Origin of the sequence: Acinetobacter sp. GG2 (assembly GCF_000292385.1) — a bacterium.
In the GTDB taxonomy this organism is placed as follows: Bacteria; Pseudomonadota; Gammaproteobacteria; order Pseudomonadales; family Moraxellaceae; genus Acinetobacter; species Acinetobacter seifertii.
In genome coordinates, this window is record NZ_ALOW01000039.1 from 38,467 (window position 1) to 60,430 (window position 21,964).

21 protein-coding genes and 1 pseudogene are annotated in these 21,964 nt (G+C 35.2%); 13 read left to right on the forward strand and 9 right to left on the reverse strand.

Annotated elements, in window-relative coordinates; translation table 11 throughout:
• From B554_RS0114765 to B554_RS0114780, 4 genes are all read right to left on the reverse strand, one after another.
• On the reverse strand, nt 1–1,641 hold the full coding sequence (locus B554_RS0114765) for an IucA/IucC family protein (protein WP_081400422.1): 1,641 nt from the start codon (nt 1,639–1,641) through the stop codon (nt 1–3).
• Nucleotides 1,642–1,712: 71 nt separating this feature from the next.
• Nucleotides 1,713–2,726 carry a 2,3-diaminopropionate biosynthesis protein SbnB gene (gene sbnB / locus B554_RS0114770; protein WP_003652251.1) on the reverse strand — a complete coding sequence of 338 codons (1,014 nt, stop codon included), beginning with the start codon at nt 2,724–2,726 and terminating at the stop codon, nt 1,713–1,715.
• Nucleotides 2,727–2,747: 21 nt separating this feature from the next.
• Nucleotides 2,748–3,752 carry a 2,3-diaminopropionate biosynthesis protein SbnA gene (sbnA, locus tag B554_RS0114775; protein WP_031944960.1) on the reverse strand — a complete coding sequence of 335 codons (1,005 nt, stop codon included), beginning with the start codon at nt 3,750–3,752 and terminating at the stop codon, nt 2,748–2,750.
• Nucleotides 3,753–4,127: 375 nt separating this feature from the next.
• Complete coding sequence (locus B554_RS0114780) at nt 4,128–5,075, reverse strand: metal-dependent hydrolase (protein WP_019458661.1); 948 nt, start codon at nt 5,073–5,075, stop codon at nt 4,128–4,130.
• Between the two features lie 327 nt (nt 5,076–5,402).
• On the opposite strand from B554_RS0114780, the gene B554_RS0114785 reads away from it, so the two are divergent.
• The 7 genes from B554_RS0114785 (at nt 5,403) to B554_RS0114815 (ending at nt 9,969) form a co-directional block, all read left to right on the forward strand.
• A complete protein-coding gene (locus B554_RS0114785; protein WP_004701012.1) occupies nt 5,403–6,638 on the forward strand; it encodes a mechanosensitive ion channel family protein in 1,236 nt (411 codons plus the stop codon).
• Between the two features lie 307 nt (nt 6,639–6,945).
• Nucleotides 6,946–7,197, forward strand: a complete 252-nt coding sequence (locus tag B554_RS0114790; protein ID WP_016804989.1) for a hypothetical protein — start codon at nt 6,946–6,948, stop codon at nt 7,195–7,197.
• Between the two features lie 400 nt (nt 7,198–7,597).
• Nucleotides 7,598–8,068, forward strand: a complete 471-nt coding sequence (locus tag B554_RS0114795) for a hypothetical protein (protein ID WP_019458662.1) — start codon at nt 7,598–7,600, stop codon at nt 8,066–8,068.
• Nucleotides 8,069–8,250: 182 nt separating this feature from the next.
• Nucleotides 8,251–8,604 (forward strand): hypothetical protein, encoded by a 354-nt coding sequence (locus B554_RS0114800; RefSeq protein WP_227501331.1) that lies wholly within the window; start codon nt 8,251–8,253, stop codon nt 8,602–8,604.
• 181 nt (nt 8,605–8,785) lie between these two features.
• Nucleotides 8,786–9,067 carry a hypothetical protein gene (locus B554_RS0114805; protein WP_019458664.1) on the forward strand — a complete coding sequence of 94 codons (282 nt, stop codon included), beginning with the start codon at nt 8,786–8,788 and terminating at the stop codon, nt 9,065–9,067.
• A 175-nt stretch (nt 9,068–9,242) separates the two neighbouring features.
• Nucleotides 9,243–9,626 (forward strand): hypothetical protein, encoded by a 384-nt coding sequence (locus B554_RS0114810; protein ID WP_019458665.1) that lies wholly within the window; start codon nt 9,243–9,245, stop codon nt 9,624–9,626.
• Nucleotides 9,627–9,837: 211 nt separating this feature from the next.
• On the forward strand, nt 9,838–9,969 hold the full coding sequence (locus B554_RS0114815; protein WP_019458666.1) for a hypothetical protein: 132 nt from the start codon (nt 9,838–9,840) through the stop codon (nt 9,967–9,969).
• Nucleotides 9,970–10,010: 41 nt separating this feature from the next.
• Here the strand turns inward: B554_RS0114815 and B554_RS0114820 are convergent, their stop codons facing one another.
• Nucleotides 10,011–10,715: a hypothetical protein gene (locus B554_RS0114820; RefSeq protein ID WP_019458667.1), complete on the reverse strand. Its 705-nt coding sequence runs from the start codon at nt 10,713–10,715 to the stop codon at nt 10,011–10,013.
• 379 nt (nt 10,716–11,094) lie between these two features.
• Here B554_RS0114820 and B554_RS0114825 point away from each other — a divergent pair, with 379 nt between their 5' ends.
• Nucleotides 11,095–11,526, forward strand: a complete 432-nt coding sequence (locus tag B554_RS0114825; RefSeq protein WP_019458668.1) for a hypothetical protein — start codon at nt 11,095–11,097, stop codon at nt 11,524–11,526.
• 60 nt (nt 11,527–11,586) lie between these two features.
• Here B554_RS0114825 and B554_RS0114830 read toward each other — a convergent pair whose 3' ends face one another.
• Both B554_RS0114830 and B554_RS0114835 read right to left on the reverse strand, forming a co-directional pair.
• Nucleotides 11,587–13,170 carry an ATP-binding cassette domain-containing protein gene (locus tag B554_RS0114830; RefSeq protein ID WP_019458669.1) on the reverse strand — a complete coding sequence of 528 codons (1,584 nt, stop codon included), beginning with the start codon at nt 13,168–13,170 and terminating at the stop codon, nt 11,587–11,589.
• 265 nt (nt 13,171–13,435) lie between these two features.
• Nucleotides 13,436–13,881: pseudogene (locus tag B554_RS0114835) on the reverse strand (universal stress protein).
• A gap of 285 nt (nt 13,882–14,166) precedes the next feature.
• Between B554_RS0114835 and B554_RS0114840 the strand changes: the two are divergent.
• From B554_RS0114840 to B554_RS0114860, 4 genes are all read left to right on the forward strand, one after another.
• A complete protein-coding gene (locus B554_RS0114840; protein WP_004701036.1) occupies nt 14,167–14,394 on the forward strand; it encodes a hypothetical protein in 228 nt (75 codons plus the stop codon).
• A gap of 424 nt (nt 14,395–14,818) precedes the next feature.
• Complete coding sequence (locus B554_RS0114850; protein WP_004701040.1) at nt 14,819–15,262, forward strand: RDD family protein; 444 nt, start codon at nt 14,819–14,821, stop codon at nt 15,260–15,262.
• Between the two features lie 563 nt (nt 15,263–15,825).
• Entirely contained in the window at nt 15,826–18,582 is a 2,757-nt protein-coding gene (mgtA, locus tag B554_RS0114855; RefSeq protein ID WP_019458670.1) for a magnesium-translocating P-type ATPase, read from the forward strand.
• 15 nt (nt 18,583–18,597) lie between these two features.
• Entirely contained in the window at nt 18,598–19,317 is a 720-nt protein-coding gene (locus tag B554_RS0114860; RefSeq protein WP_004701047.1) for an MgtC/SapB family protein, read from the forward strand.
• A 73-nt stretch (nt 19,318–19,390) separates the two neighbouring features.
• Here B554_RS0114860 and B554_RS0114865 read toward each other — a convergent pair whose 3' ends face one another.
• Nucleotides 19,391–20,563 carry a benzoate/H(+) symporter BenE family transporter gene (locus B554_RS0114865; RefSeq protein WP_019458671.1) on the reverse strand — a complete coding sequence of 391 codons (1,173 nt, stop codon included), beginning with the start codon at nt 20,561–20,563 and terminating at the stop codon, nt 19,391–19,393.
• 187 nt (nt 20,564–20,750) lie between these two features.
• Between B554_RS0114865 and B554_RS0114870 the strand changes: the two genes are divergently transcribed.
• A complete protein-coding gene (locus B554_RS0114870; RefSeq protein WP_004701051.1) occupies nt 20,751–21,224 on the forward strand; it encodes an Lrp/AsnC family transcriptional regulator in 474 nt (157 codons plus the stop codon).
• Nucleotides 21,225–21,259: 35 nt separating this feature from the next.
• Here B554_RS0114870 and leuE read toward each other — a convergent pair whose 3' ends face one another.
• Nucleotides 21,260–21,910, reverse strand: coding sequence for a leucine efflux protein LeuE (gene leuE, locus B554_RS0114875; protein WP_004701054.1), 651 nt, complete (start codon nt 21,908–21,910; stop codon nt 21,260–21,262).
• Between the last annotated feature and the right edge of the window lie 54 nt (nt 21,911–21,964).

Genomic DNA, 21,964 nt, shown 5'->3' on the forward strand with positions numbered 1-21,964 from the left:
TTAGATATCCATGGTCTCATAGCTAGAAACAGATAAGCTGTGATAAGGGTTCGGTGTAGTTCCGATTTTACTTGGCATGCCTGTTGAGTCGCTTTCTTGCGCAAGTAAAGGCGTAAGTAGCTGTTTGAATGGCCAAGTCTTATTGTCGAAAAGATAAGTTTGAATTTGCGATTTTGTTCGCTCTGAAATGGGTTGGGTTTCTATAAAATCTTGAATAATGTCTTGAACCATCTCCCAAAAATCGCTTTCTGTACGATCCGTATATTTCAAGGTAACTAAAGCAATTGGGTAGAGGTTAATTTGAATCCCTAGGGTAATGAAGTAATTAAATAAGTCCTCATTTTTAGTAAAGATAAGATTATTCGGTGTACTGGTATCAATGGTATAAATCGGAGGAGTAAAACCACTTTCTTCAATGGCTGTGGTACATATTCTTAAGGTATCGTGATCACGTAAAATAAAGCATTTCAACTTGTTATTTTCATAACACACCATGGTGTTTTGCCCGTGGCATTCAGGCATGATTCCTTTTGTCCAAAGCGTTAAAAATGTTTGAATAAAATGAACACTTAAGTCTTTTAGTAATGACCATTTGTCACCTTCAACGCCTAACGTTTCCCATGGGTCGACATAGGTACAGCTTAAAGCTGACATAGTGATTGACGTGACATTTTTATCTTGGCAAAAGTCGGGTAAATGTCGGACTTGGCAACCAATTACACCTAAATTCTTTACAATCGGCTCTTGTTTTCCGAGTACCCACCAGTGGGTTTCATTACTCAAAAAGAGGCGATTTTTTAATAAAGCAGATTCATTAATAACGTCATTTAAAAAATCATAAGCCGTATGCCCATTCATTAAATAACGGCCTGGCATAGAGCGGATTGCACCTAATGTCTTGGCATTGGTCGAGAGTTTTAAATGCAGAGTAGGATTTGCGTTGTGAATAAGCGTTCTTAAAGAAGAAGTCGGTAAACCAATTGTGGTGACATGGCTTAGGTCAATACCGCCGTACTTATTTTCATCAAACTTTAAATAGCGATGTTGAGTTTCTAACAAAGGCAGGGCTATGTAGTCATCTGAAAGCTCAGCCATTTTGTCAGCAATAAGAGGTTCTTCAACTTCTGATAAAAGAAGCTCTTTATGAGGAATCGACTCCATATTGTTGATTACGTCATCTTTCTTAAATGCCCACCAATACACCCCAATTTCTTTTTGAGTTGTGAGTGGTGCAAGTTCACCTTTTGAGTGAGCGAATGGATGAAATGGACGGTCAGCGACCAGCGATAGCAACTCGCTTTTGATTAAAGGTGAAGAAAATGACAGGGCTGACTGTAAAATTTGAGGAATTTTTTCAGCTGTTACTAAGTTATCTAGCCAGTAATCAATCGCTTTTTGATGGTGTGGAGAAGGCCACCAAGTTGCTTGGGTTAAATAGTTAAAAACTTCAGAGGTCGAAATTTTAGAAGTTGTATTGCTCAAGAGGTTATGAAGCAAAACTTCAGGTTGGGTAACATAGAAAGGATTTACACTATCTACTTTTAAACAGTTGAAATAGAGTTCCAACTCATCATTGAGAGTAATTGCCAGATAAGGCTTTTTATAGGAAATATGATCTTTAAAATCTCCGTAATTCTCCATGTAGAGTACATCTATCGTTTTTTGTAGTTGTGCTGTGTAAATCCGATCTAACATTTTAGTTATTCCTATTCTTATAAAAGCGGTAGAACCGTGCCAACGTTTTGTTCTTGTGCGGCATTGAAGAACCACTTAGCGCAGACAATGTCATCAATAGCCATACCCATTGGGTTGAGCAAAATGATTTCATCTTCGTGTTCACGACCGTTTTTATGACCAATAATGATGTCGCCAAGTTCAGCATGTAGTTTTTCACGGCTGAATAGACCATCTTCAACCAACACGTTAATGACTTTCTTTTCTCGGTTTGATTGGTCCCAGTCATCCACAATAACTTTGTCCACCTTTAAGAACACTTCAGGCTCAATATCCATAATTGAAATGTTTGAAACAAAGCAGCCTTTTTTAAGCCACTCAAATGGAATGTAAGGTTTATCTGAAACTGTGCAGGTAATGAGGACATCAGCTTGCTGAATTGCAGACTTAGCACTGTCATGAATTTCAATTTCTAGATGTGGATATTCCGATAAGAACAAAGCTTTGAGTTTTTCAGCCGCTTCAGGGTTCACATCAAATAAATGGATTTTTTTCACTTGAGCATATTGTTCAAGCACAGTTTTAATCTGCATTTGGGCAATTGGTCCGCAGCCAATCACGGTAATGTCTGAAAAGTCTTTTTTTGCTAGATACTTAATCGAAACACCCGTAATTGCAGCAGTTCGCATGGCACTGATGAGGCTGCCTTCCATCACTGCAACTGGATAATTTGTTTCTGAGTCATTTAAAACAATTAATGCGCTCGCACGCGGAATATTGAATTTTTTAGGGTTATGTTGTCTTGAACCAATCCACTTAATTCCAGCAATCGGATCGTTGCCGCCTAAATAACAAGGCATAGCGATAATACGGTCAGCAATATGGTCTGCACCTTGCCAGCGAAGGTATGGTTTTAAGGGTTGTACAAACTGTTTATTTGCATGCAGGGTTAAACCTTCAGTGATCGCTTCAATAAATGAATTACTATGATTTGCTCCAAGATTTAATAAATCTGATTGACTTAAATAGCGAAGGGTAGCCAAATTGCTCATGAATATGTCCTAAGGAGAAAGTTAAACAACATTTTGTAAAGTAAGGTTTTCTTGACGTCGTACGTTTCGATTAAAGTGACGCTTTTTGATCATTTCGAACCATTCATCTTCATAAACCAGATCGAGATAACGATCGCCGCGATCGGGTAAAAGCGTTAAGATGCATGAACCTTCAGGGATGGTTGGAATCAATTTTTTTATGGCTGAAATTGATGAGCCGCTTGAACCGCCTGCAAAGATTCCTTCGTGTTCAAGAAGTTCTCTACAACCAAGTGCCGACTCGTAGTCATCTACATAAATGACATCATCAATTTCATCGGGGGAGAGGAGAGCCGGAACAGTACTTGCTCCAATACCGGGAATTTCGCGTGGACCAGATGTACCACCGAACAGCACAGAGCCGACAATATCGACAGCGATGACTTTTAATTCTGGAAATCTTTCTTTAAGGCGACGAGACACGCCCATAATCGTGCCGGAGGTACTTGCTCCAATCACGAGGTAATCAATCTTGCGATCAATTTGATTTAAGATTTCTTCTGCTTCACCAAAATAGTGACTTTTCCAGTTGTTTGGATTTGCGTATTGATTAATCCAAACAGCATTTGGGAGTTGTTGGCAGAGTCGTTTTACGGTGTCAATTCGGGTTTTTAAGTAACCGCCGTTTTGGTCTTTTTCAGAGACCATTTCGATATTGGCTTTATAAAGCTTCAGCATTTGTAGGTTCGCTGAGGCAATTTTCGGGTCAATAACAGCAGTAAATTTTAATCCATATATTTTGCAAGCCATTGCAAGGGCAATCGCTAAGTTCCCTGACGAACTTTCAACAATGTGACTATCTTTATGAATTACTCCAGATTTTAAGCCTTCCTGTAACATGAATAATGCTGGACGGTCTTTAATACTTCCTCCTGGGTTTAACAATTCCATTTTCGCAATCACTGAGACTGATTGATGCGTGAATAGCCTTGATAGTTGTAATAGTGGCGTTTTACCTATGCATTCGAGAATATTTTCATGGATCATGGCAGATCTTCTCAGGTTTTTATGTGTTGTAAATGATAATTATTATTAATTAAATTATTATTACGATTTATTCCAAGATTGTTGCGGTTTGTAAAGCAAAAGTAGGATGAGTTATAGGAATTTTCACTAATTTTTTTGATCTAATTCTTTGAATAATAAAATCTATATTTTGTAAAAGGCTAAATAAATTAAGTTTTTAAATATAAGCAGATAGGCAGGAACTTACTATTTTATAAAAATTGATCACACTAACAAAAAGTAATCTTTTGGAAAAAATGACGGATATATTTTGTGAATAATGCTTTTTACATAAAAAAAGCCCCTATAAAGGGGCGCTGATTAAAACAAAAAATAATATAAAAGATAGGTCACCATTTAGCTTAATTTTGAAGCCGTAGCAGAATGTCGTGTCATTTGTTCAAAGTATTGAACGGCAGGTGAGCGAGCCATATAGGCTAAAGCTTGTTCGGTGTCACCTTCATGGATCGGATTAAATTTTGGAGACACCCATCTTAATGTCGCTTTCCATAAATATTTGATTGTTGGTAGATTATCTGATTGAGTAGCAGTTTTTTCAAACTCACGAATAATATTAATGTAACCCCGACGCATCAATTTTTGAATATCTTGGTGTTCCAAATCTTGTCGTCCAAGACTACGGGCGAAATCGGCAAGAAAATAAATAAATAATGGGAAAACTGCCATCATGATGGCTTGCCTAGAAATATAAAAACCAAATTTATTTGTTAATAAGTGCTCAAATAAGTCATAGGCAACACAGCGATGCTCGACTTCTTCTGCAAGATGCCAACGGAATAAATCTGCCATGACAGGATCTGCCTTATCCCACGACTTACTATCGAGAGTCCATTGACCAATCGTTCCGGTAAAGTGCTCAATTGCAGCAATTACACCGACTCGGAATAGTAACCAATACTCCTCAACTTTCTCACCTTTTAAAAAAGGAATCCCAAGAGGTTTGTCACCTAATAAAATATTAAAAACCAGATGAGCACGATTGAGAGGATCTTGAATGTCGTAGCCATGTTCCCTTAAAAAGTCTTGCGCTTTTTCATGGGCACGAGCATGAGCTGCTTCTTGACGTACAAAACCAATGACCTCTTGTTTTAATTTTTCATCGTTAATGTAGGGTAGAGTTTTATTGAACACTCGGCAGAACCAAAACTCACCCGCAGGTAGAAGCATATTTATGCCATTAGCAACATGTGAACACAGAGGGTCATTTGGCATCCAACATACAGATGACTCTGAAAAGTCGAAATATACTTTTCTTGCTTTAAGTTGATGATTCCCTGTGAGCATAGATGTCACTCCATTCATAATTTTTGATTTAATGCGAATGGCTAATTTTTAGCATTAGGTAAATTTATTCACCATGTGCTTAAAGGACAAAAATCTGATTTAGATGGTCTACAAAGATAAAAGCGGCTTTGCGTTAGAAATTATTTAAGAACTTTCTAAAAATTTAAGCTTATTGCCTGCATGAATCATATTTCCATAAATTAATCTAATTTAGCGATTAAGTATTATAGACGTGTTGTATTTATGACGACATATGTAAACAAGTCTTAATCTATAGCACACGAACACTTTAAAATTATTGAAAATAAAGTTTTAAGGTGTAGAGGTTTGAATTTTTTTAATTATTATCGAGATCTTCAGGCTGAGTTAAGCAATTATCCTTGGCTAGAAATGATAGTTTCACTCACAATTTTAATTCTATTTGCTGCATTGGCAAACTTCATTGCTAAGCGAATTATTGTTCGGGGTATTCGTCATTTAGTGACTAAAATCAAGTCACTTAATCAATCTGTCTTTGCTCAACATAGTGTCATAAAGCGGTTTGCCAATATTGTTCCTGCTATTGTGATTATGAATGGTATTACCACCGTTCCACACTTATCTGAAAAAGCAATTGCTTTGGTACAGATGGGTGCGCAAGCATTTATTTTCCTGACTATTGCGCTCACGATCAGTGAATTATTAAATATATTTAATTTAATCTATCAACGTAATCCAAAATCTAGAAACAAGCCGATTAAGGGCTATTTGCAACTCGTTAAACTCATCTTGTTTGTAGTCTGTGGTTTAATGATTTTAGGTACATTCCTTAAAAAGGATGTATTTACCTTGCTTGCTGGTTTTGGTGCGATGGCAGCCGTATTAATGTTGGTTTTCCAAAATACGATTTTGTCATTGGTCGCGAGTGTACAAATTGCTTCTTATGACATGGTACGTATAGGGGACTGGATTGAAATGCCGTCGTTAAATGCCGATGGTGATGTGATTGATATTTCACTACATACTGTAACCGTACAAAACTTTGATAAAACCTATACCACTATTCCCACCAACAAACTTGTTACAGACACTTTTAAAAACTGGCGCGGTATGAGTAACGCTGGATGCCGTCGTATGAAGCGTTCGCTTTTCATTGACCAGAGTAGTGTGCACTTCATGACTGAAGAAGAGCAGCAAAAGCTAAAAGATTTTCTATTGTTAGATCAATACCTCAATGCTAAACAATCTGAGATTGACGAGTTCAATAAGCATTTAGGTAGTCAGTCTCGCTATAACAAAAGACGTTTAACCAATATCGGAACATTTAGAGCGTATGTTGAATTCTATTTACGTCAGCACAAAGGAATTGCACAAAATCAAACCTTAATTGTTCGTCAATTACAACCGACGAGTGAAGGTCTACCACTAGAGATTTATGCCTTTACTAATACCACTGCATGGGTTTCTTATGAAGCAATTCAGTCCGACATTTTTGACCATCTCATCGCGATTTTGCCTGAGTTTGGTTTAAGAGTGTATCAGGCACCATCAGGCCATGATTTTCAAAAACTTACAGTAGAGTAAGTGGTACAAGAATGCTATCTTCTTTGAATTTTCAAGTAGATAGCATTTTTTTAATATTTTTATACATTAATTTATAAATATTTTTGGAAAATTATTATTAAATAGCGGTATAAATTGACTATATGAGTTATGCGCGTTTCATAACTTAGAAAAGACTGATTTTTAAGCAAACTCGATCAAAAATTTTTCAGGAGTGAGGCTTAAGTAACGAATTTGACACTTTAAACAAAGAAAATACTAAATGTTTAAGAATAACAAACAATAAAGTTGCTTTACTAAAATTTGTTAGGTGAGTTGGAGTGTTTGAATGGCTACAGCAATAGAGAACAGAGCTAGACAACTTAAAAACGCAAAACGTGGAGGATATGCGCCAACCATTGCCAAAGACGTAAACAAACACAAAGTACAAAAATTAAGGAGAGCTCTAGACGAAGCCCGGCGATATGTGAGTGAACTCAATGATGAAACGGTTATCTTCGATGATCAAGACGCAAGGCAAAAGGCTGAAGGAGCCAAAGCAATTATTGAAATGTTTGAAGCAGCGCTAAGTAGTGCATAAGCTGCATCAATCTAAAATATAAACCATAGAAAACCTTGCTGAATATAGGGTTAACTTTTTTCTTCGACTAAATCACCTCGTTATTCAGCAAGGCAGTAAATAAAAATAATTCCTATATTCTATTTTTAGCTAACATATTAGAAAAAACTTGGGTCAAATAATATTATTGATGAGCTTAATTTTTTTAGAAAATTATTACTAAATATAAAATTTTTCCGCATATAAATTGTGATGAATTTTGCATTTTAATTATTTGCTGTGGTGAGTTATGGGAACAGGTTTCATAACACTCTTATTGATTACACTTGCCATTTCAACACTTACATACTGAAATGATATATCCATCATACTTCCTTAAAAATCGGTCTAACAAAAAAGTTAGAATAAGAGGGAAGGAACCATGCCAAAATTTATAACAATTGCCGAAAAGATCTATAAAAGATTTGAAGAAGATAAATTATTTTCTGACAACCTGATTGAACAACTGAATAATTTAGTCAGCATTATTCGAAAAGAGATAAAGGGCACTCCTTGTAAACTGAAATATAATTTTATAGATTTTGAAGAGTGCTTAAGTAAACCTTTAAATGAATGCAGCATTAAAATCGACATGAGCTTAATGCCTAAATATAAAAATAAGGGTGAATATATTATGTGGTTAGCAAGCTTTATTGAAAAAATTACGATAGGTGGGCAGCCAAAACTTCCACCACTTTCAAGTATTATGGCCGCAGACTTTGATGTAAAAAAAGAAGCCCAGAGGGTACTGGAAAATAAAAAAGCAGTATCCGAAGAAAACGTCAGAATGATCGAAAATTATTTTAATTCTGAAGAGTATAAGAAAAATAATAAAAAAATAAATCTAGTCTAAAGTCCTATAAAAGTGTGTATCCACCGCACTTTTATAATCGCTGGAAAATTTCAGCAACCGCCTTCTGGGGCGGTTTTCTTTATATAACTTATTTACTTTATTTGATCATGATTGTCTTATAATATGCACTTTTTAATTATGATAAGTGAATATTATATATTATGAAATCAAGAGTTTTTATCTTGGGCTTAGTTATTTGTACTAATAGTATGGCTGCTTCACACACAAGTTTTGAAGACGAGTATTATAATCTTATAGAGAAAATTCATGTAGTTCAGGCAGAAAGAGACGCTTTTATCAAAAAGAATGCGAACAAAAATTTAACTAGTGCACAAAGAAAAAAGCTAGATTCAATAGAATGTACCTATATGCAATCTGAACTACAATATAATGAGTTTCTTATTGCTAGATTTAAGGAGTATAAAACCTTCATGAAGAAATCTGGTCGAGAACTAGCAAATGATAAAGAATTAATTAAAATGGATATTGATTCTTTAAAAGAAGAAATAAACAGTCCTCATGGAAAGTGTAAATAACAAAAAGCACCGATAACGGTGCTTTTTTGAAAATTTCTATCAATCCTAATTAGAGAAAACAGTTCACTTTTCAACATGATATACATACTTAAACAATTACATCATAAAAAAATCCATAACTTATGTTCATAGCATGTTAAGTTTTCCTACACATCTATAAAAATTATTGAAAGGCTTAAATATGAAATGTTCATATCAAGATTTGGATGGCAATAGAGTTCATGTTACTTGTGAAAGTTATATACATATACCTTTAGGTGTGGGTAAAAGTAAAATAGCAGTAGATAATAGCTCAGAGGACTTAATCCATATCAACGAAGATTTTAGTTTTTTTAAAAAAACGGAGGCAGATTCAGTTCCACTCTATCGATTCGCTATTGATAGTAAAAATAATGTTTTTAATAGTGATGAACTACCTGCTTTGGCACAAATTGGAACTGATTGGGAAATTTTAGATCAATAATTTTTTGATTTGATATATCAGTTGTTTACCTGTTTTTTCAATATTTTGTAAAATTTATCAAATAGTAAATATTTAACTAAACTTAATAGAGGTATTATAGGCAACTCAGTTAAATATAGTCTAAATATTAATAGGCAGTTTTAGGCTAAATATCGAATATACAGAGAGAAAGAACATGAAGCGCCTTATTACTTTATTTCTATTGCCTTATGCAACGGGGACATTCGCTCAAGAGCCCTTCGAGGTCAGTAAAAGTTGTTTTGTCGTAAATAGTAAAAATACTACAGAGACTTGCTTACTCTCTTCTACAAATAACTCAACATCTAACTTTGAAAGATTAATTTTTCCTAACACTAAAGTATTTATTAAAGAATCAAATATTTGTTCAAACGAGGACCCATGTGTTTCTGTCGGAAGTAACTTATCTAATTTAAAAGATGCACACATTTATTATCGTAATTTAAAGACAAAAAAAATTGTTGATAAACCTGAAAAAGATGCATGGACATGCTTTAAACAACCTCAAGATAAGCTAGATTTTTGTGTTTCTTACGATTAGAACAGAACGAATTGCATTACTCGGATTAGTGAAAAGTTATAAGTAGTGGCTTTATACAATTTCTAAAATAGTGTCTTACTTTGGCTACAGTGGATTGTTTCAGTTTACATTTCTATGTAGATAAAACAAAAAAGTCTATAAACCTATGCTGATCGTAATATTGATAGCCAGTATTTATTAGCTAATCAATGGAAATTGTATGAGGTAAAATATGACTAAAATAATAGCTACTCTAAGTTTAGTAGCAATCGTATCAATCTCTGTTATAGGTTGCCAAGGCGAGAATGATACGAAGCAGCAAGATAAAACTACAACGCCACATTCGCTAGATAAAGATTCATAAAACAAAAGCCCATCCTGAGATGGGCTTTTTTAATGATCATTTCATTTAGAAAAAAGTGGATTAGTCACAAAGATTAGGCCGACAGAGAAAAATGAGTCATCTCTGGTTTTATTTAAACGGTTACCATAACTTGCATTGAACTGGACATTATCTTTGTACAACATATATTTAATGCCAGTTTGATAAAATGAATCGTCTCGATCATTTCCATAAACTTCGGCAGTAAATGTTAATGGTTTCGTAATAAATGTTTCTGTACCCACACCCCAAGTAGTTTGTTCGCGGTGAGTGGTATGTTCTTTAAGCCAACCCACATTTGTATGTACCAAGAAATGGTCATCTAACATAGAAATACTTAAGGGAACATTCACAGTCCAATCTTTTTCAGAAGTATGGTTGTTACTGATTTGAGTCGAAAATGAAAAACCAATTCCCCAGTTATTCGTCTCAAGTGGTTTTAAGAGTGTTTTTCCTTGCACAGTTGTATAAGTCGCATTACCAGTGTCGTCAGAAAAATGACGGCCCATGCCTATACCAAATTCAAAATTACCACCAATATTACAAGAAGGGATGACCCAATATTCCTTATCGTTAGGGTTATTCTGCATCCATGAGTCAAGCTGACAGGTGTGGGCAGGAACTAAAGAAGCATCATCGACAACCATTGGTCGACCAGCATAACTTGAAATAAAGGCTAAGCAAGTACTCACAAAGACAATAGATTTTTTTAAGTTCAGAAATAGCATTGATGACTCCAATACAGCAAAGAGCACATGTAAGTATTTGCTAGTTTGTAAACAAAACTGATGAATAAGAATAAAATAAGGTGGGGACTCTCTTAGATCCACAAGAGAGCCAGGGGCTGTAGTGGATACTTAGATATGAATCGATGATTTAATTCTATCAATCGAGCAAGTACTCACAATGAAGCCCCCAGAAATTCGTTGGGCGGATTCTAAATTGGTTTTATTGGGCTGGCAAGTTAAAGTTTAGTGACATCTATTTTTTAAGCTATAAGAAAATGATTTACAAACTCAAACGGTACACATCAAATTTATACATAAATTAAAACTTAATAAAAAGTATATTTCATATAATTATTCAAAATAATGTTGAGGATTAAAAATGAAAAAAGTCATTAAAACTATATTATTATCTGGTTTAATTTCATCTATACCATTATCAGTTCTTGCTAAGAATGTTGAAACAAAAGTAAGTTTTTTAAAAGGTTCACATCAAACGACATTAACTGGAAAGTTTCAAGGTTATGATGATGTTAGATATAGAGTGTTTGCAAAAAGTGGGCAAGTTTTAAAATTCAATATTAATAGTTATAGTAATTTAGCTTATGTTAATATTTTTGCTCCAGGTAAAAAGCCAGGCAAAGATCAAGCCTTGTTAGTGGGTTCGACATTAGGTTCTTCCGGAGAAATAGTATTGCCCGTCGATGGTGATTATATTATCCAAGTATATCAAATGCGAAATAGTGCACGTAAAAATAGAACAGTGTCCTTTAATTTAGATTTGCAAATATTAGATAATAAAAATATAAAATGACAGAGATAATCTATACATAAGCTCTAAACTATCGAGCCTATGTATAGATTAAAAATAGAATCAGTTTAAATAAAGTTTTTCTACAATTCCGCATTTATCAACAAAATTTGAATCATGAGAAACAATTAATACAGCACCTTCATAGCTTGAAATTGCTTTTGCAAAAAGTTCTCTTGATTCGATGTCTAAATGATTTTCTGGTTCATCGAGTAATAAAAGTTCAGGCATAGTCTCTGCATGACTCAAACCTAATAAAGCTACTTTTAGTTTTTCGCCGCCGCTCAGTTGAGTTAAAGGATGGGTACCTTTATCACCACGGAGCCTGAGTTGACCTAGTAAATTTCTCCACTCCAATTCGGAAATATTCGAATTAATATTCCTTAGGTTTTCAACTGCTGATAGATGATCTAACGAAAAGCTAAAGTTCTGATCAAGATAAAAACAATTTACAAATAGGCTAATTTCGTCGGTAGGCAATAAACTACTTTGAACAATCTGTTTCAACAAAGTTGATTTACCAATACCATTGCGACCAACTAAGTGAAGTTTTTGAGAAGCTTTGAGTGCGAAATTAATTGGCTGCTGTGTGCCATAGTTGAGTTTTAGATTATGAACCCTGAGAATTTCTCCTGACCTTTTTTGAAAAGAGGGGAAGACAAATTGCTGGGGCTTAACGGTTTCCAGAAGTACTTTTTTATTCTTTAAGTCTTGCTGGCTTTGATCAATTTGACGCTGATGTTGAGAATGTATTGCTCCTAAGCTTTGTCCAGCCTGTTCTTTTTTAAAGTCGAGTAAAATTTTGGCTTGTGAATTTGAATCACGAAGCTTATTACCAGCACGTTCACGTTTTTGTGCTTTCATTAAGACATCATGTTGCTTCTGCTTTATGTGTTTAACTTCACGTTGATGTTGATGCACCGACTGCTCTAAAGACTCAATCTGATCTTGATATTGCTCATAAAAAAAATCATAGTTTCCAGTAGTGTGATGTAAACCATGTTCATTTAAATAGTAAATATGGTCTACTTCATTGAGTAAAGTCAGATCGTGGCTAATAATAAGAGCACCTGCCGGATGATTTTTTAGGTGAGTAATCAACCATTGTCTAGCATCTTGATCGAGATGGTTACTTGGTTCATCAAGCAATAGATAGTGGTCGGTTTTTAAAAATAATGCTGCTAACGCTAACTTGGTTTTTTGTCCTTCACTTAATTGATGAACTGGAAATTTTAAATCGGTTGGTAGTTGTGCCGATCGCAATAAAGTTTCCCAAACTGAAGGAAGATCCCATTTGCCCTCTAATAAATCATAATCATCATATTCAGCTTCGCCTTGTTCTACTCTTTGCAAGGCATTGTAGAGATGATCGATCTCTAAAGCTTCTGCAATGGTGGATGAAGAAAGACGCATTAATTGAGATAAATATGCATGCTTCGTTTGCCAAGTAATTTGACCGCTGATGTGCATTTCCTCAGTGGGACAAACTTCTTGGAGCAATTGCATAAGTAAGGATTTACCTTGACCATTACGACCAATTAAAGCGGATACTTGGCGATACTCTAGTGAGAAATTCAATTGTTTAAACATCACTTTCGAAGGAAATTCTAGAGTGAGTTGTGATATTACACATGCCTGCTGAGTCATTAAAACCTCATAAATACAGGATGTACAAAATAGGAAAGTTAAACTTTAAATAAAGACGTTAAGCCACTAAGAAATAGTCTATTTTGCACATCAAAAAAAGGAAAATTGATGAGAAAAAGGACTTACTTCATTGGCGTGACTCACAAAGAATAGGAAACGAGGTTGGTATTCTATATTGATTTTTAGTCTGTGTAAAATTTATGCAGTTTAAAAAGAAAAGCCCAATCCATAGATATAGATTAGGCTTTTCCTTAACATCAAGAAATTATTCTTTAACGACCAAAACCTGAATTTTGGTGCTATTAAGAACATCTTGCGCAAAACTACCTAAAATAAGTTTTTGGAAACCTTTACGGCCATGTGAACCAATAACAATTAAGTCTGATTTTAAGTCTTCTACAGCTTTTAAAATACCGTCAGATGAAATTTCACCCTGAATAATTTCTGTATCAATATCAACACCTTCTTCAGCACATAAAGCTTTTACTTTAGCCAGTGTTTTTTCAGCATTTGCACGAGCTTCAACAAAGTAATCTTTTACAACAGGGGAGATGTAATAAAAATCGACACCGCTAAATGGGTCTACTGCAACAAGACTAATCGCTGTAAGTTTATACTACCAAAAGCCTTAGCAATATGAGCAGCTTGACGTGCTGCTGCCAAAGAAATTTCTGAACCATCTACAGGTACAATAATATGTTGATAATTCATAATGTTATTCCTCTTATTTACAAGTTGTTATATGTATGAAGCTTTTCTTACTTTAAGAGTAACACATTTGTTTAAAGGTACAAATCAATTCAATTAAGTCGCAATCAAATTAAATGAAGTTTAATTATTTCGTTGTTTTATAAGGTTTTTAAATATAAATATTAAGATAGTAGAGATTAAACTGAAAACTTATTTTTTAGATGAACTTTACAATAAATTACTTTTTCATATTTTTGTCACACTGAACTCGTATAACCAAATAGTATATCGAGGGGGAGCGACCATATGGCAGATTTAACAGCAAAGAAAGTAAGTAAGCTTATTGAAGAATTTAAACAAACAGGTAAAGAGCCAGAAAAGTTAGTAATCGGCTACAAAACTTATGCAAGGCTTATGGCTGATGATAAATTTGCAGAAAAAGTAGTACCTTCGCTCGAGAATGCCAAAGATCGATTATATAAAAATCTAAAAATAAAACTCGTTACTGAAAAGCATTATTTTGAAGTTAAATAAGAAATATGATCTTTATCATGTTTCTTGGTGGTATTTAACATTCTGAAAAATTTAATAGCATATTAACTTCAAGCCTCTTTAAATTATTATTAGTTTAGAGCTTTTTTGTGCAGCTTTATTTTTAAAAAAAGAACGAAAAATCGATGTTTTTCTATTGGAAATATTTAGCTGTTATATATGCCTAATCAAATGAAAATAATTAAGCTACTTTATTTAGAGTTTTGTTTTTATAAAATACTTAAAAATGATCTATTTTATTTTAATGTGATGCGCGTAGGATTTCGAAAAAATTTAGGGCAATTCTTAATAAACTTAAAAAATTACTTCAAGTATTTAAAAATAAAAACGTTTCCTTTACGATGAAACTAAAATGAAGTTATGTGTTTGGTGTAAAGTAAAAACATAAGAAAAGTGAGGTGTATGCATGAGTTATAAATACGAATATGCAGGGTTCTGGCTAAGATTTGGGGCAATGATTATAGATAGCCTTATCATGTTTTTAGCAATTATACCTGCAGCATGGATTTTTTATCATGGCGATTATGATTTGATATTTTCTACTGGTTTGAGCAGTAAACCTCAAAATTATGGTTTTGATTTGATCGTGAATTATGCTTTTCCGTTTTTATACACCGTTTTATGTTGGATCTATCTTGCGGGTACCCCAGGTAAGCGTTTAATGCGTTTAAAGGTTCTCGATGAAAAAACAGGCAATAAGTTAACTTTGATGCAATCGATCATTCGTTATATTGGATATATTCCATCCATTTTAGTGTTTTGTATCGGTCTTTTTTGGGTGGCGTTTGATCCGAAAAAGCAAGGATGGCATGACAAGATGGCGAAAACAGTAGTTGTAAGAGAGTTATAGGGCTTGATTAAAATTTTTGTTAATAAAAAATTACAAAAATAAACTTGTGTGCTAGAGAGTAAAACATATACTTGCCGCGAGTTTATTTAATGGAGATCCTAAATGGGTAGTTGTTCGAGGTTCGAGTTTAATTATCAATTAAACCAAAGCCAATACTGAGCAAGATCACCTTTAGGAAGGGCTATCTTGCAATGAGATAGCTTTGTAAAAAATTAGATTAAACCTATACAAATTACTTTATTTGTAATCAAGTACTTCAAGCGCTTATCTGTTTAGTTTCTCGCTAGAAATGGGGAGAAGCCAATGTTTTTATATGCTTCCACACACAGCTATGCCTACCAAACTTCAATGTTGGTAAATAATTCGTCTCATACGATTCAAAGTATCCGAGCTATGTTCAAACCTGTGACTTTTCGTCAGCGTTGGTTTGGCTTTGGGCTAATTTTCTCTTCTTCATCGTAAGTCTACGATCTCCTATTCCTTTCTAAATTTTAAATTTTTATAGACTTTATTTCTCAATAAGGTCGAGAGCTTTGTACGCCTAAAAAATGGAGGATTTCGTGATGAAATTCTGGCAACGACTCTTCACAGCATTTTTACAAAGATTTCATTTGATGCGTTTTTTTGGTCGTAATCGATCTTTTAAAGAGCTACATCAATCAAGCTATGCTCAAGAAATTAGCAAAAACTTATCTATGCGTCTGCTCGATGCATCAAGAGCCCAAACAGGTGACTTATTAAAACAATTCGATACTCACTTCACAGGGCTTACAGAAGAGCAAGCACATACCCAGCAAATGGCTGTGGGGCTTAATGAGATTACTCATGAGAAACCATTAACTTGGTGGCAACATCTTTGGTATTGCTACCGCAATCCGTTCAATATTTTGCTTAGCCTTTTGGCATTAATTGCTTTCTTTACTGATGATTTAACTGGCTCAACCATCATTAGTGTGATGGTTATTCTCTCGACGCTACTTCGTTATTGGCAAGAAGCAAAATCAAATCAAGCTGCGGATGCTTTAAAGGCAATGGTGAGCAATACTGCTACAGTATTGCGTCATCAAGTCAGTGCAGAAGTTTTAGCGCTTATGCATGAGCGCTATGGTATTGATATTAAGAATCAAACCAACCATCAATTTGAAATGCCAATTCAATATTTGGTGCCAGGTGATGTGATTTTACTATCGGCGGGAGATATGATTCCTGCTGATTGCAGAATTTTAAATGCCAAAGATTTGTTTGTTTCTCAAGCTGCAATGACTGGTGAATCGATGCCTGTCGAGAAATTTCCTTTACAGAAAAATCTCGAAGAAACGAGTGCTTTAGAGCTAGATAACATTGTATTTATGGGAACCAATATTGTTTCTGGTTCGGCTCAAGCAGTTGTTTTAAGTACGGGTATTCAAACATATTTTGGTGCACTCGCTCACCGAGTTACGGCTACTGATCGAAGCAACACAGCATTTCAAATGGGTGTCAACAAAGTCAGTTGGTTACTCATTCGCTTTATGTTGGTGATGGCACCTGTTGTACTGTTCATTAATGGCTTTACCAAAGGTGATTGGACTGAGGCATTTTTATTTGCACTATCAGTTGCTGTTGGTCTTACTCCAGAAATGCTACCGATGATTGTCACTTCAACTTTAGCAAAGGGTGCGGTTTTTTTATCTAAAAAGAAAGTGATTGTTAAACGTCTAGATGCAATCCAAAACTTTGGTGCGATGGATGTTTTATGTACCGATAAAACTGGAACGCTCACTCAAGACAAAATCTTCTTATCTCAACATATTGATGTAAATGGTGAAAAATCAGACTTTGTGCTCATGCAGGCATTTTTAAACAGTTACTATCAAACTGGTTTGAAAAATTTGCTTGATGTGGCTGTGCTAGAAGCTGTAGATGATCAGATCAAAACGCAAAAGTTACGTTATAAGAAGTTAGATGAAGTTCCTTTTGATTTTGATCGCCGCCGTATGTCAGTCGTGGTACAAACGCCTCAAGAAAAAGTGCGTATGATTACTAAAGGCGCAGTTGAGGAAATGTTGAAAGTTTGCCGTTATGTTGAAGTAAATGGCAAAGTAGAACCTTTAACAAAACAACGTGAAGTGGCAATTGAAGCATTAACTCAACGTTATAACCGTGATGGCTTACGTGTTGTTGCTGTAGCGTATCGTGAGTTTGATAATAATCAGGAAAATTATTCGGTTGTTGATGAAAGTGATCTCATTTTAATTGGTTATGTTGCGTTTCTTGATCCACCTAAAGAGTCTGCTCGAGAAGCAGTGCAAAGTTTGCATGCTCATGGTGTAACCGTAAAAGTACTTACAGGTGATAATGAGTTTGTAACTCAAAAAGTGTGCCGAGAAATTGGTCTGAATTATGATCAAGTTCTGTTAGGTGGTGTAGTTGAAACCTTAACCGATGAGCAGCTCAAAAGAGCAGTGGAGCAATACCATATTTTTGCGAAGCTTAGTCCAGTACATAAAGAGCGTATTGTTGATCAGTTAAAAGCAAATGGTCATGTGGTTGGCTTCTTGGGAGACGGTATTAATGATGCTGCTGCAATACGTGCTGCCGATATTGGTATTTCTGTAGATACTGCTGTAGATATTGCTAAAGAATCAGCAGATTTAATTTTGCTCGAAAAAAGCTTAATGGTACTTGAAAAGGGTGTAATTGAGGGTCGTCGAACTTTTGCCAATATGTTGAAATACATCAAAATGACGGCGAGTTCAAATTTCGGTAACGTTTTTTCGGTATTAATTGCGAGTGCTTTTATTCCATTTTTACCAATGCTGCCTATTCATTTACTCATCCAAAACTTACTTTATGATGTATCACAAATCGTGATTCCTTTTGATAATGTTGATGAAGAATTAATAGCAAAACCACAGCGTTGGCAGCCTGAAGAAGTTGGTCGTTTTATGGTGGTATTTGGACCAATTAGCTCAATCTTTGACATTATCACTTTTTGTTTGATGTGGTTTGTATTTTCGGCAAATACGCCCGAACATCAGACTTTATTCCAGTCTGGTTGGTTCGTTGTAGGGTTACTCACTCAAACATTGATTGTTCATATGATCCGTACGGCTAAGATTCCATTTATTCAGAGTCGTGCCGCAACCCCACTGTTAGTCATGACAGTGGTGATTATGTGTATTGGTATTTTCTTACCAATGGGGCCTTTAGCAAGTTATTTAAAACTACAAGCTCTACCATTAAGTTATTTCTTATATTTGCCATTCATTTTGATTGCTTATATGTGTATTACTCAATGGGTAAAAAAAATCTATATCCGCCGTTACGGCTGGCAATAAAACTATAGGTGCAAGATGAAGTTGCAATTTCTACAACATGCAGATTTATCCAATATTGTTGATACTTTAATTAGTCTCTCAGTTGCTTTTGTTTTAGGAGCATTAATTGGATTTGAACGTCAATATAGGCAACGGACTGCTGGTCTTCGAACCAATGTACTGGTCGCTGTAGGCGCTGCAATTTTTGTGGATGTTGCAACAAATCTTACTGGAGCAGATGGAGCTGTTCGGGTCATTGCTTATGTGGTTTCAGGGATTGGTTTCTTGGGCGCAGGTGTGATTATGCGTCAAGAAGGTAATATCCATGGCTTAAATACCGCAGCGACTTTGTGGTGTTCTGCTGCGGTTGGAGCGGCGGCAGGTTCCGATTTAATTATTGAAGCTATACTGGCAACAGCTTTTATTTTATCTGCCAATACGCTATTGAGACCGATTGTTCATATCATTGACCGCCGTCCATTAGACGATGACACAGAAGTCTTGCATGTCATTTACATCATATGTGACCGCAGTCAGAGTAAAGTGGTTATGGATGAATTAAACCTAACGTTGAAGCATCACAATTATCCTGCTAAAGACATTGATGTGACACCTTTTGGAGAGAAAGAAGTTGAGATAGAGGTGACGCTTATTGCGACTTCAATTGAGACAGAAGAAGCACAGCATATTATTAACCATTTAAATGCAATGCCACAAATACGCCAAGCTTTTTGGGATAAAAACGCAATTAATTAATTTAATAAGACTTTGCACTTAACTGTTTATGAAATGCTCTAAATGGTTAAGCGCAAAGTTTTTATTTTAGGCCTTATTTTCTAGCCTTAAACTTAAGAACTACAAATACAATAATACCGACAATCAGACCCCAAAATGCCGAACCTATACCGAAAAATTGGATACCCGAAGCACTACATAAAAAGGTAAATAATGCGGCCTCACGGTCTTCAACAGGGCCAAATGCAAGCGCAATGTTATGGCTAATTGTACCAAGTAATGCAATACCTGCTAAAGCTACAATAAAAATATGAGGAAAAGACATGAGCAAGCTTGTCAGTGTTGCTGCAAATAGTCCCATCAATGCATAGAAAAAACCAGAGCTTATGCCAGCAATATAGCGTTTGCTTGGGTCAGGATGAACCTGATCGTCAAGGCATACAGCCGCACTAATCGCGGCAATATTGACGCTATAACAACCAAAAGGTGCAAGCAAAACTTGGGTTAAACCGGTCCAGCCAATGAGTTGGTTAACATGTGGTTTATAGCCATAACTCTTAATCATGGCAATACCGGGTAAATACTGCGAAGCCATACTAATCACAAAAAGAGGTAACGCTAAGCCCAAAAGAGCCGACCAGCTAAAGACAGGACTAATCCAAACAGGTCTAGCCAAAGACCAGTGAAGTGTAGGCATATGAAAGTCTAAAAACACAGGACAGAGCACAACACCAGCAAGTGCTGTGAACACGATGCTATAACGCGGCCATAATCTTTTTGTAATGATATAAATGACGAGCAAAGATAAAACGAATACCCAATCATTTTGTAAACTTGCGAAAAGTGAAATACCAAATTTGAGTAAAACCCCTGCAAGCATGGCACTGGTCAAGCTTTGAGGAATATATGAAAGTGCTTTTTGAAAAATTCCTGAAAAACCTAAAATTGCAGTCAGTACACCAACAACTAAAAAAGCACCAATTGCTTCATTTATGCTATATCCACCGCCAGTTGCAATAATTAAGGCGAGACCAGCAGTAGACCAAGCTGTTGCTACAGGGTATTTGAATTTCCAAGAAAGAATAAGTCCTGATAAACCAAGACCCAAACCTAAAGCCCAAAACCATGAGGTAATTTGTTCAGGTGAAGCACCTAAAGCTTGGGCGGCCTGAATCACTAAAATAGCCGAAACACTAATACCAATAAGAAAGGTAATGAAACCCGCGAATACAGCTGGAATAGAAAAATCTTGAAGAATCTTTTGCATGGCTAAATGTTCTAAATCCCTGAAAAATTAATATGTTTCTGCCTACATTTTCAGCTAGCTAAATCTAACAATTTTTTTTAAGAAGGTGCTTTCTATTTTTATCTTAAAAATGAAATAATATTTTTTAAATAGCTATAAATGCTATTATTCATTTCATAAAAATTAATGAATACTGGATATTGTTCTTATGGATGAACAAGCTGAAAATTTAACACCGCTTGATCTGAAAATTATGCGTTGTTTACAAGAAAATGGACGCTTAAGTAACGCCGAACTGGCAAAACTTGTAGGTATAAGCACCTCATCTTGTTGGAATCATACCCAGCGTCTTTTTAAAATAGGGGCAATCTTAGATGTTCGTGCGCGAATTAATCCAGCTACAGTACAGCGTGAAACAATTGTATTAGTGGGTGTGGTACTAGACCGTTCAACACCCGATAGCTTTCAAGCGTTTGAACAGGCATCGGGTGGTTTGGAGAATGTTTTAGAATGTTATCTAGTTGCTGGAGAAGTCGATTATTTTCTAAAAATTCGCGTTAAAGATTTGGCTGCTTTTAACCGATTTCATAGTGAGAAAATTATTGCCTTACCTGGAGTAAGGCAGGTTAGAACATTCTTTGTACTCAATGAAGTCAAAACAGATGGCATGCTGGCATTTTAAAAGTTCAGTATGTTCATCTTTATAGGTTAGGCAGATTACATCGTTGAAGTTGCCAACTTTAAACCAAATCCAAAAAATAAAATTCCAACCAAGAAAATACTACTTGCTGCAATTTTATGGTTTTGTTTAAAAAATGCCGAGAGCTTAATTCCAGAGAAAATAAGCGCTGTTAAATAGCTAAAGCTAATAATTTGTAAAATAACCGCTAAAATTAAAAAACTTAAAGCTGGATAAGCGTAATCTGGATTAATAAACTGAACAAAGAAAGATAAGAAAAATAAAATCGCTTTCGGGTTAAGTAAACTAATACTTAAGGCAGTTTTATACGGGTGAATTTTATCTAAAGTAGGTAAATCAGCCATTTCTGGTTGTGGTTGATTACGTAGTTTCCAGCGTTGAATACTGCCTTGTAAAAGCTTAAACCCTAAATAGGACAGATAAAGTGCACCAACGAGTTTAAGAATAATAAAAACCCAAGGAAATGCTTTTAATAAAGAAGCAGCACCCAGTACGGTACAGAGCATTAAAATAAGATCACCAGTAAAAATACCAAGTGCACCCATATATCCGGTTTTAATCCCGTAGCGTGAAGCAATTGACATCACATAAAGGGAATTGGGTCCGGGTAATAACACAATTAGGAATGTACCAATAATATATGTTGTTATATCTGTTATGCCGAACACAAGAAACCCAATAAAAAACCGATTTTTGTCATGATAACAAAAATCGGCAATTTT

Coding starts and splice junctions, on each gene's coding strand:
- sbnA (WP_031944960.1), bottom strand. CDS start 3,752: ATGATCCATGAAAATATTCTCGAATGCATAGGTAAAACGCCACTATTA.
- sbnB (WP_003652251.1), bottom strand. CDS start 2,726: ATGAGCAATTTGGCTACCCTTCGCTATTTAAGTCAATCAGATTTATTA.
- B554_RS0114810 (WP_019458665.1), top strand. CDS start 9,243: ATGAAGCGCCTTATTACTTTATTTCTATTGCCTTATGCAACGGGGACA.
- B554_RS0114850 (WP_004701040.1), top strand. CDS start 14,819: ATGAGTTATAAATACGAATATGCAGGGTTCTGGCTAAGATTTGGGGCA.
- B554_RS0114830 (WP_019458669.1), bottom strand. CDS start 13,170: ATGACTCAGCAGGCATGTGTAATATCACAACTCACTCTAGAATTTCCT.
- B554_RS0114870 (WP_004701051.1), top strand. CDS start 20,751: ATGGATGAACAAGCTGAAAATTTAACACCGCTTGATCTGAAAATTATG.
- B554_RS0114825 (WP_019458668.1), top strand. CDS start 11,095: ATGAAAAAAGTCATTAAAACTATATTATTATCTGGTTTAATTTCATCT.
- B554_RS0114780 (WP_019458661.1), bottom strand. CDS start 5,075: ATGCTCACAGGGAATCATCAACTTAAAGCAAGAAAAGTATATTTCGAC.
- B554_RS0114820 (WP_019458667.1), bottom strand. CDS start 10,715: ATGCTATTTCTGAACTTAAAAAAATCTATTGTCTTTGTGAGTACTTGC.
- B554_RS0114765 (WP_081400422.1), bottom strand. CDS start 1,641: ATGGAGAATTACGGAGATTTTAAAGATCATATTTCCTATAAAAAGCCT.
- B554_RS0114840 (WP_004701036.1), top strand. CDS start 14,167: ATGGCAGATTTAACAGCAAAGAAAGTAAGTAAGCTTATTGAAGAATTT.
- B554_RS0114795 (WP_019458662.1), top strand. CDS start 7,598: ATGCCAAAATTTATAACAATTGCCGAAAAGATCTATAAAAGATTTGAA.
- B554_RS0114815 (WP_019458666.1), top strand. CDS start 9,838: ATGACTAAAATAATAGCTACTCTAAGTTTAGTAGCAATCGTATCAATC.
- B554_RS0114790 (WP_016804989.1), top strand. CDS start 6,946: ATGGCTACAGCAATAGAGAACAGAGCTAGACAACTTAAAAACGCAAAA.
- B554_RS0114860 (WP_004701047.1), top strand. CDS start 18,598: ATGAAGTTGCAATTTCTACAACATGCAGATTTATCCAATATTGTTGAT.
- mgtA (WP_019458670.1), top strand. CDS start 15,826: ATGAAATTCTGGCAACGACTCTTCACAGCATTTTTACAAAGATTTCAT.
- B554_RS0114805 (WP_019458664.1), top strand. CDS start 8,786: ATGAAATGTTCATATCAAGATTTGGATGGCAATAGAGTTCATGTTACT.
- B554_RS0114865 (WP_019458671.1), bottom strand. CDS start 20,563: ATGCAAAAGATTCTTCAAGATTTTTCTATTCCAGCTGTATTCGCGGGT.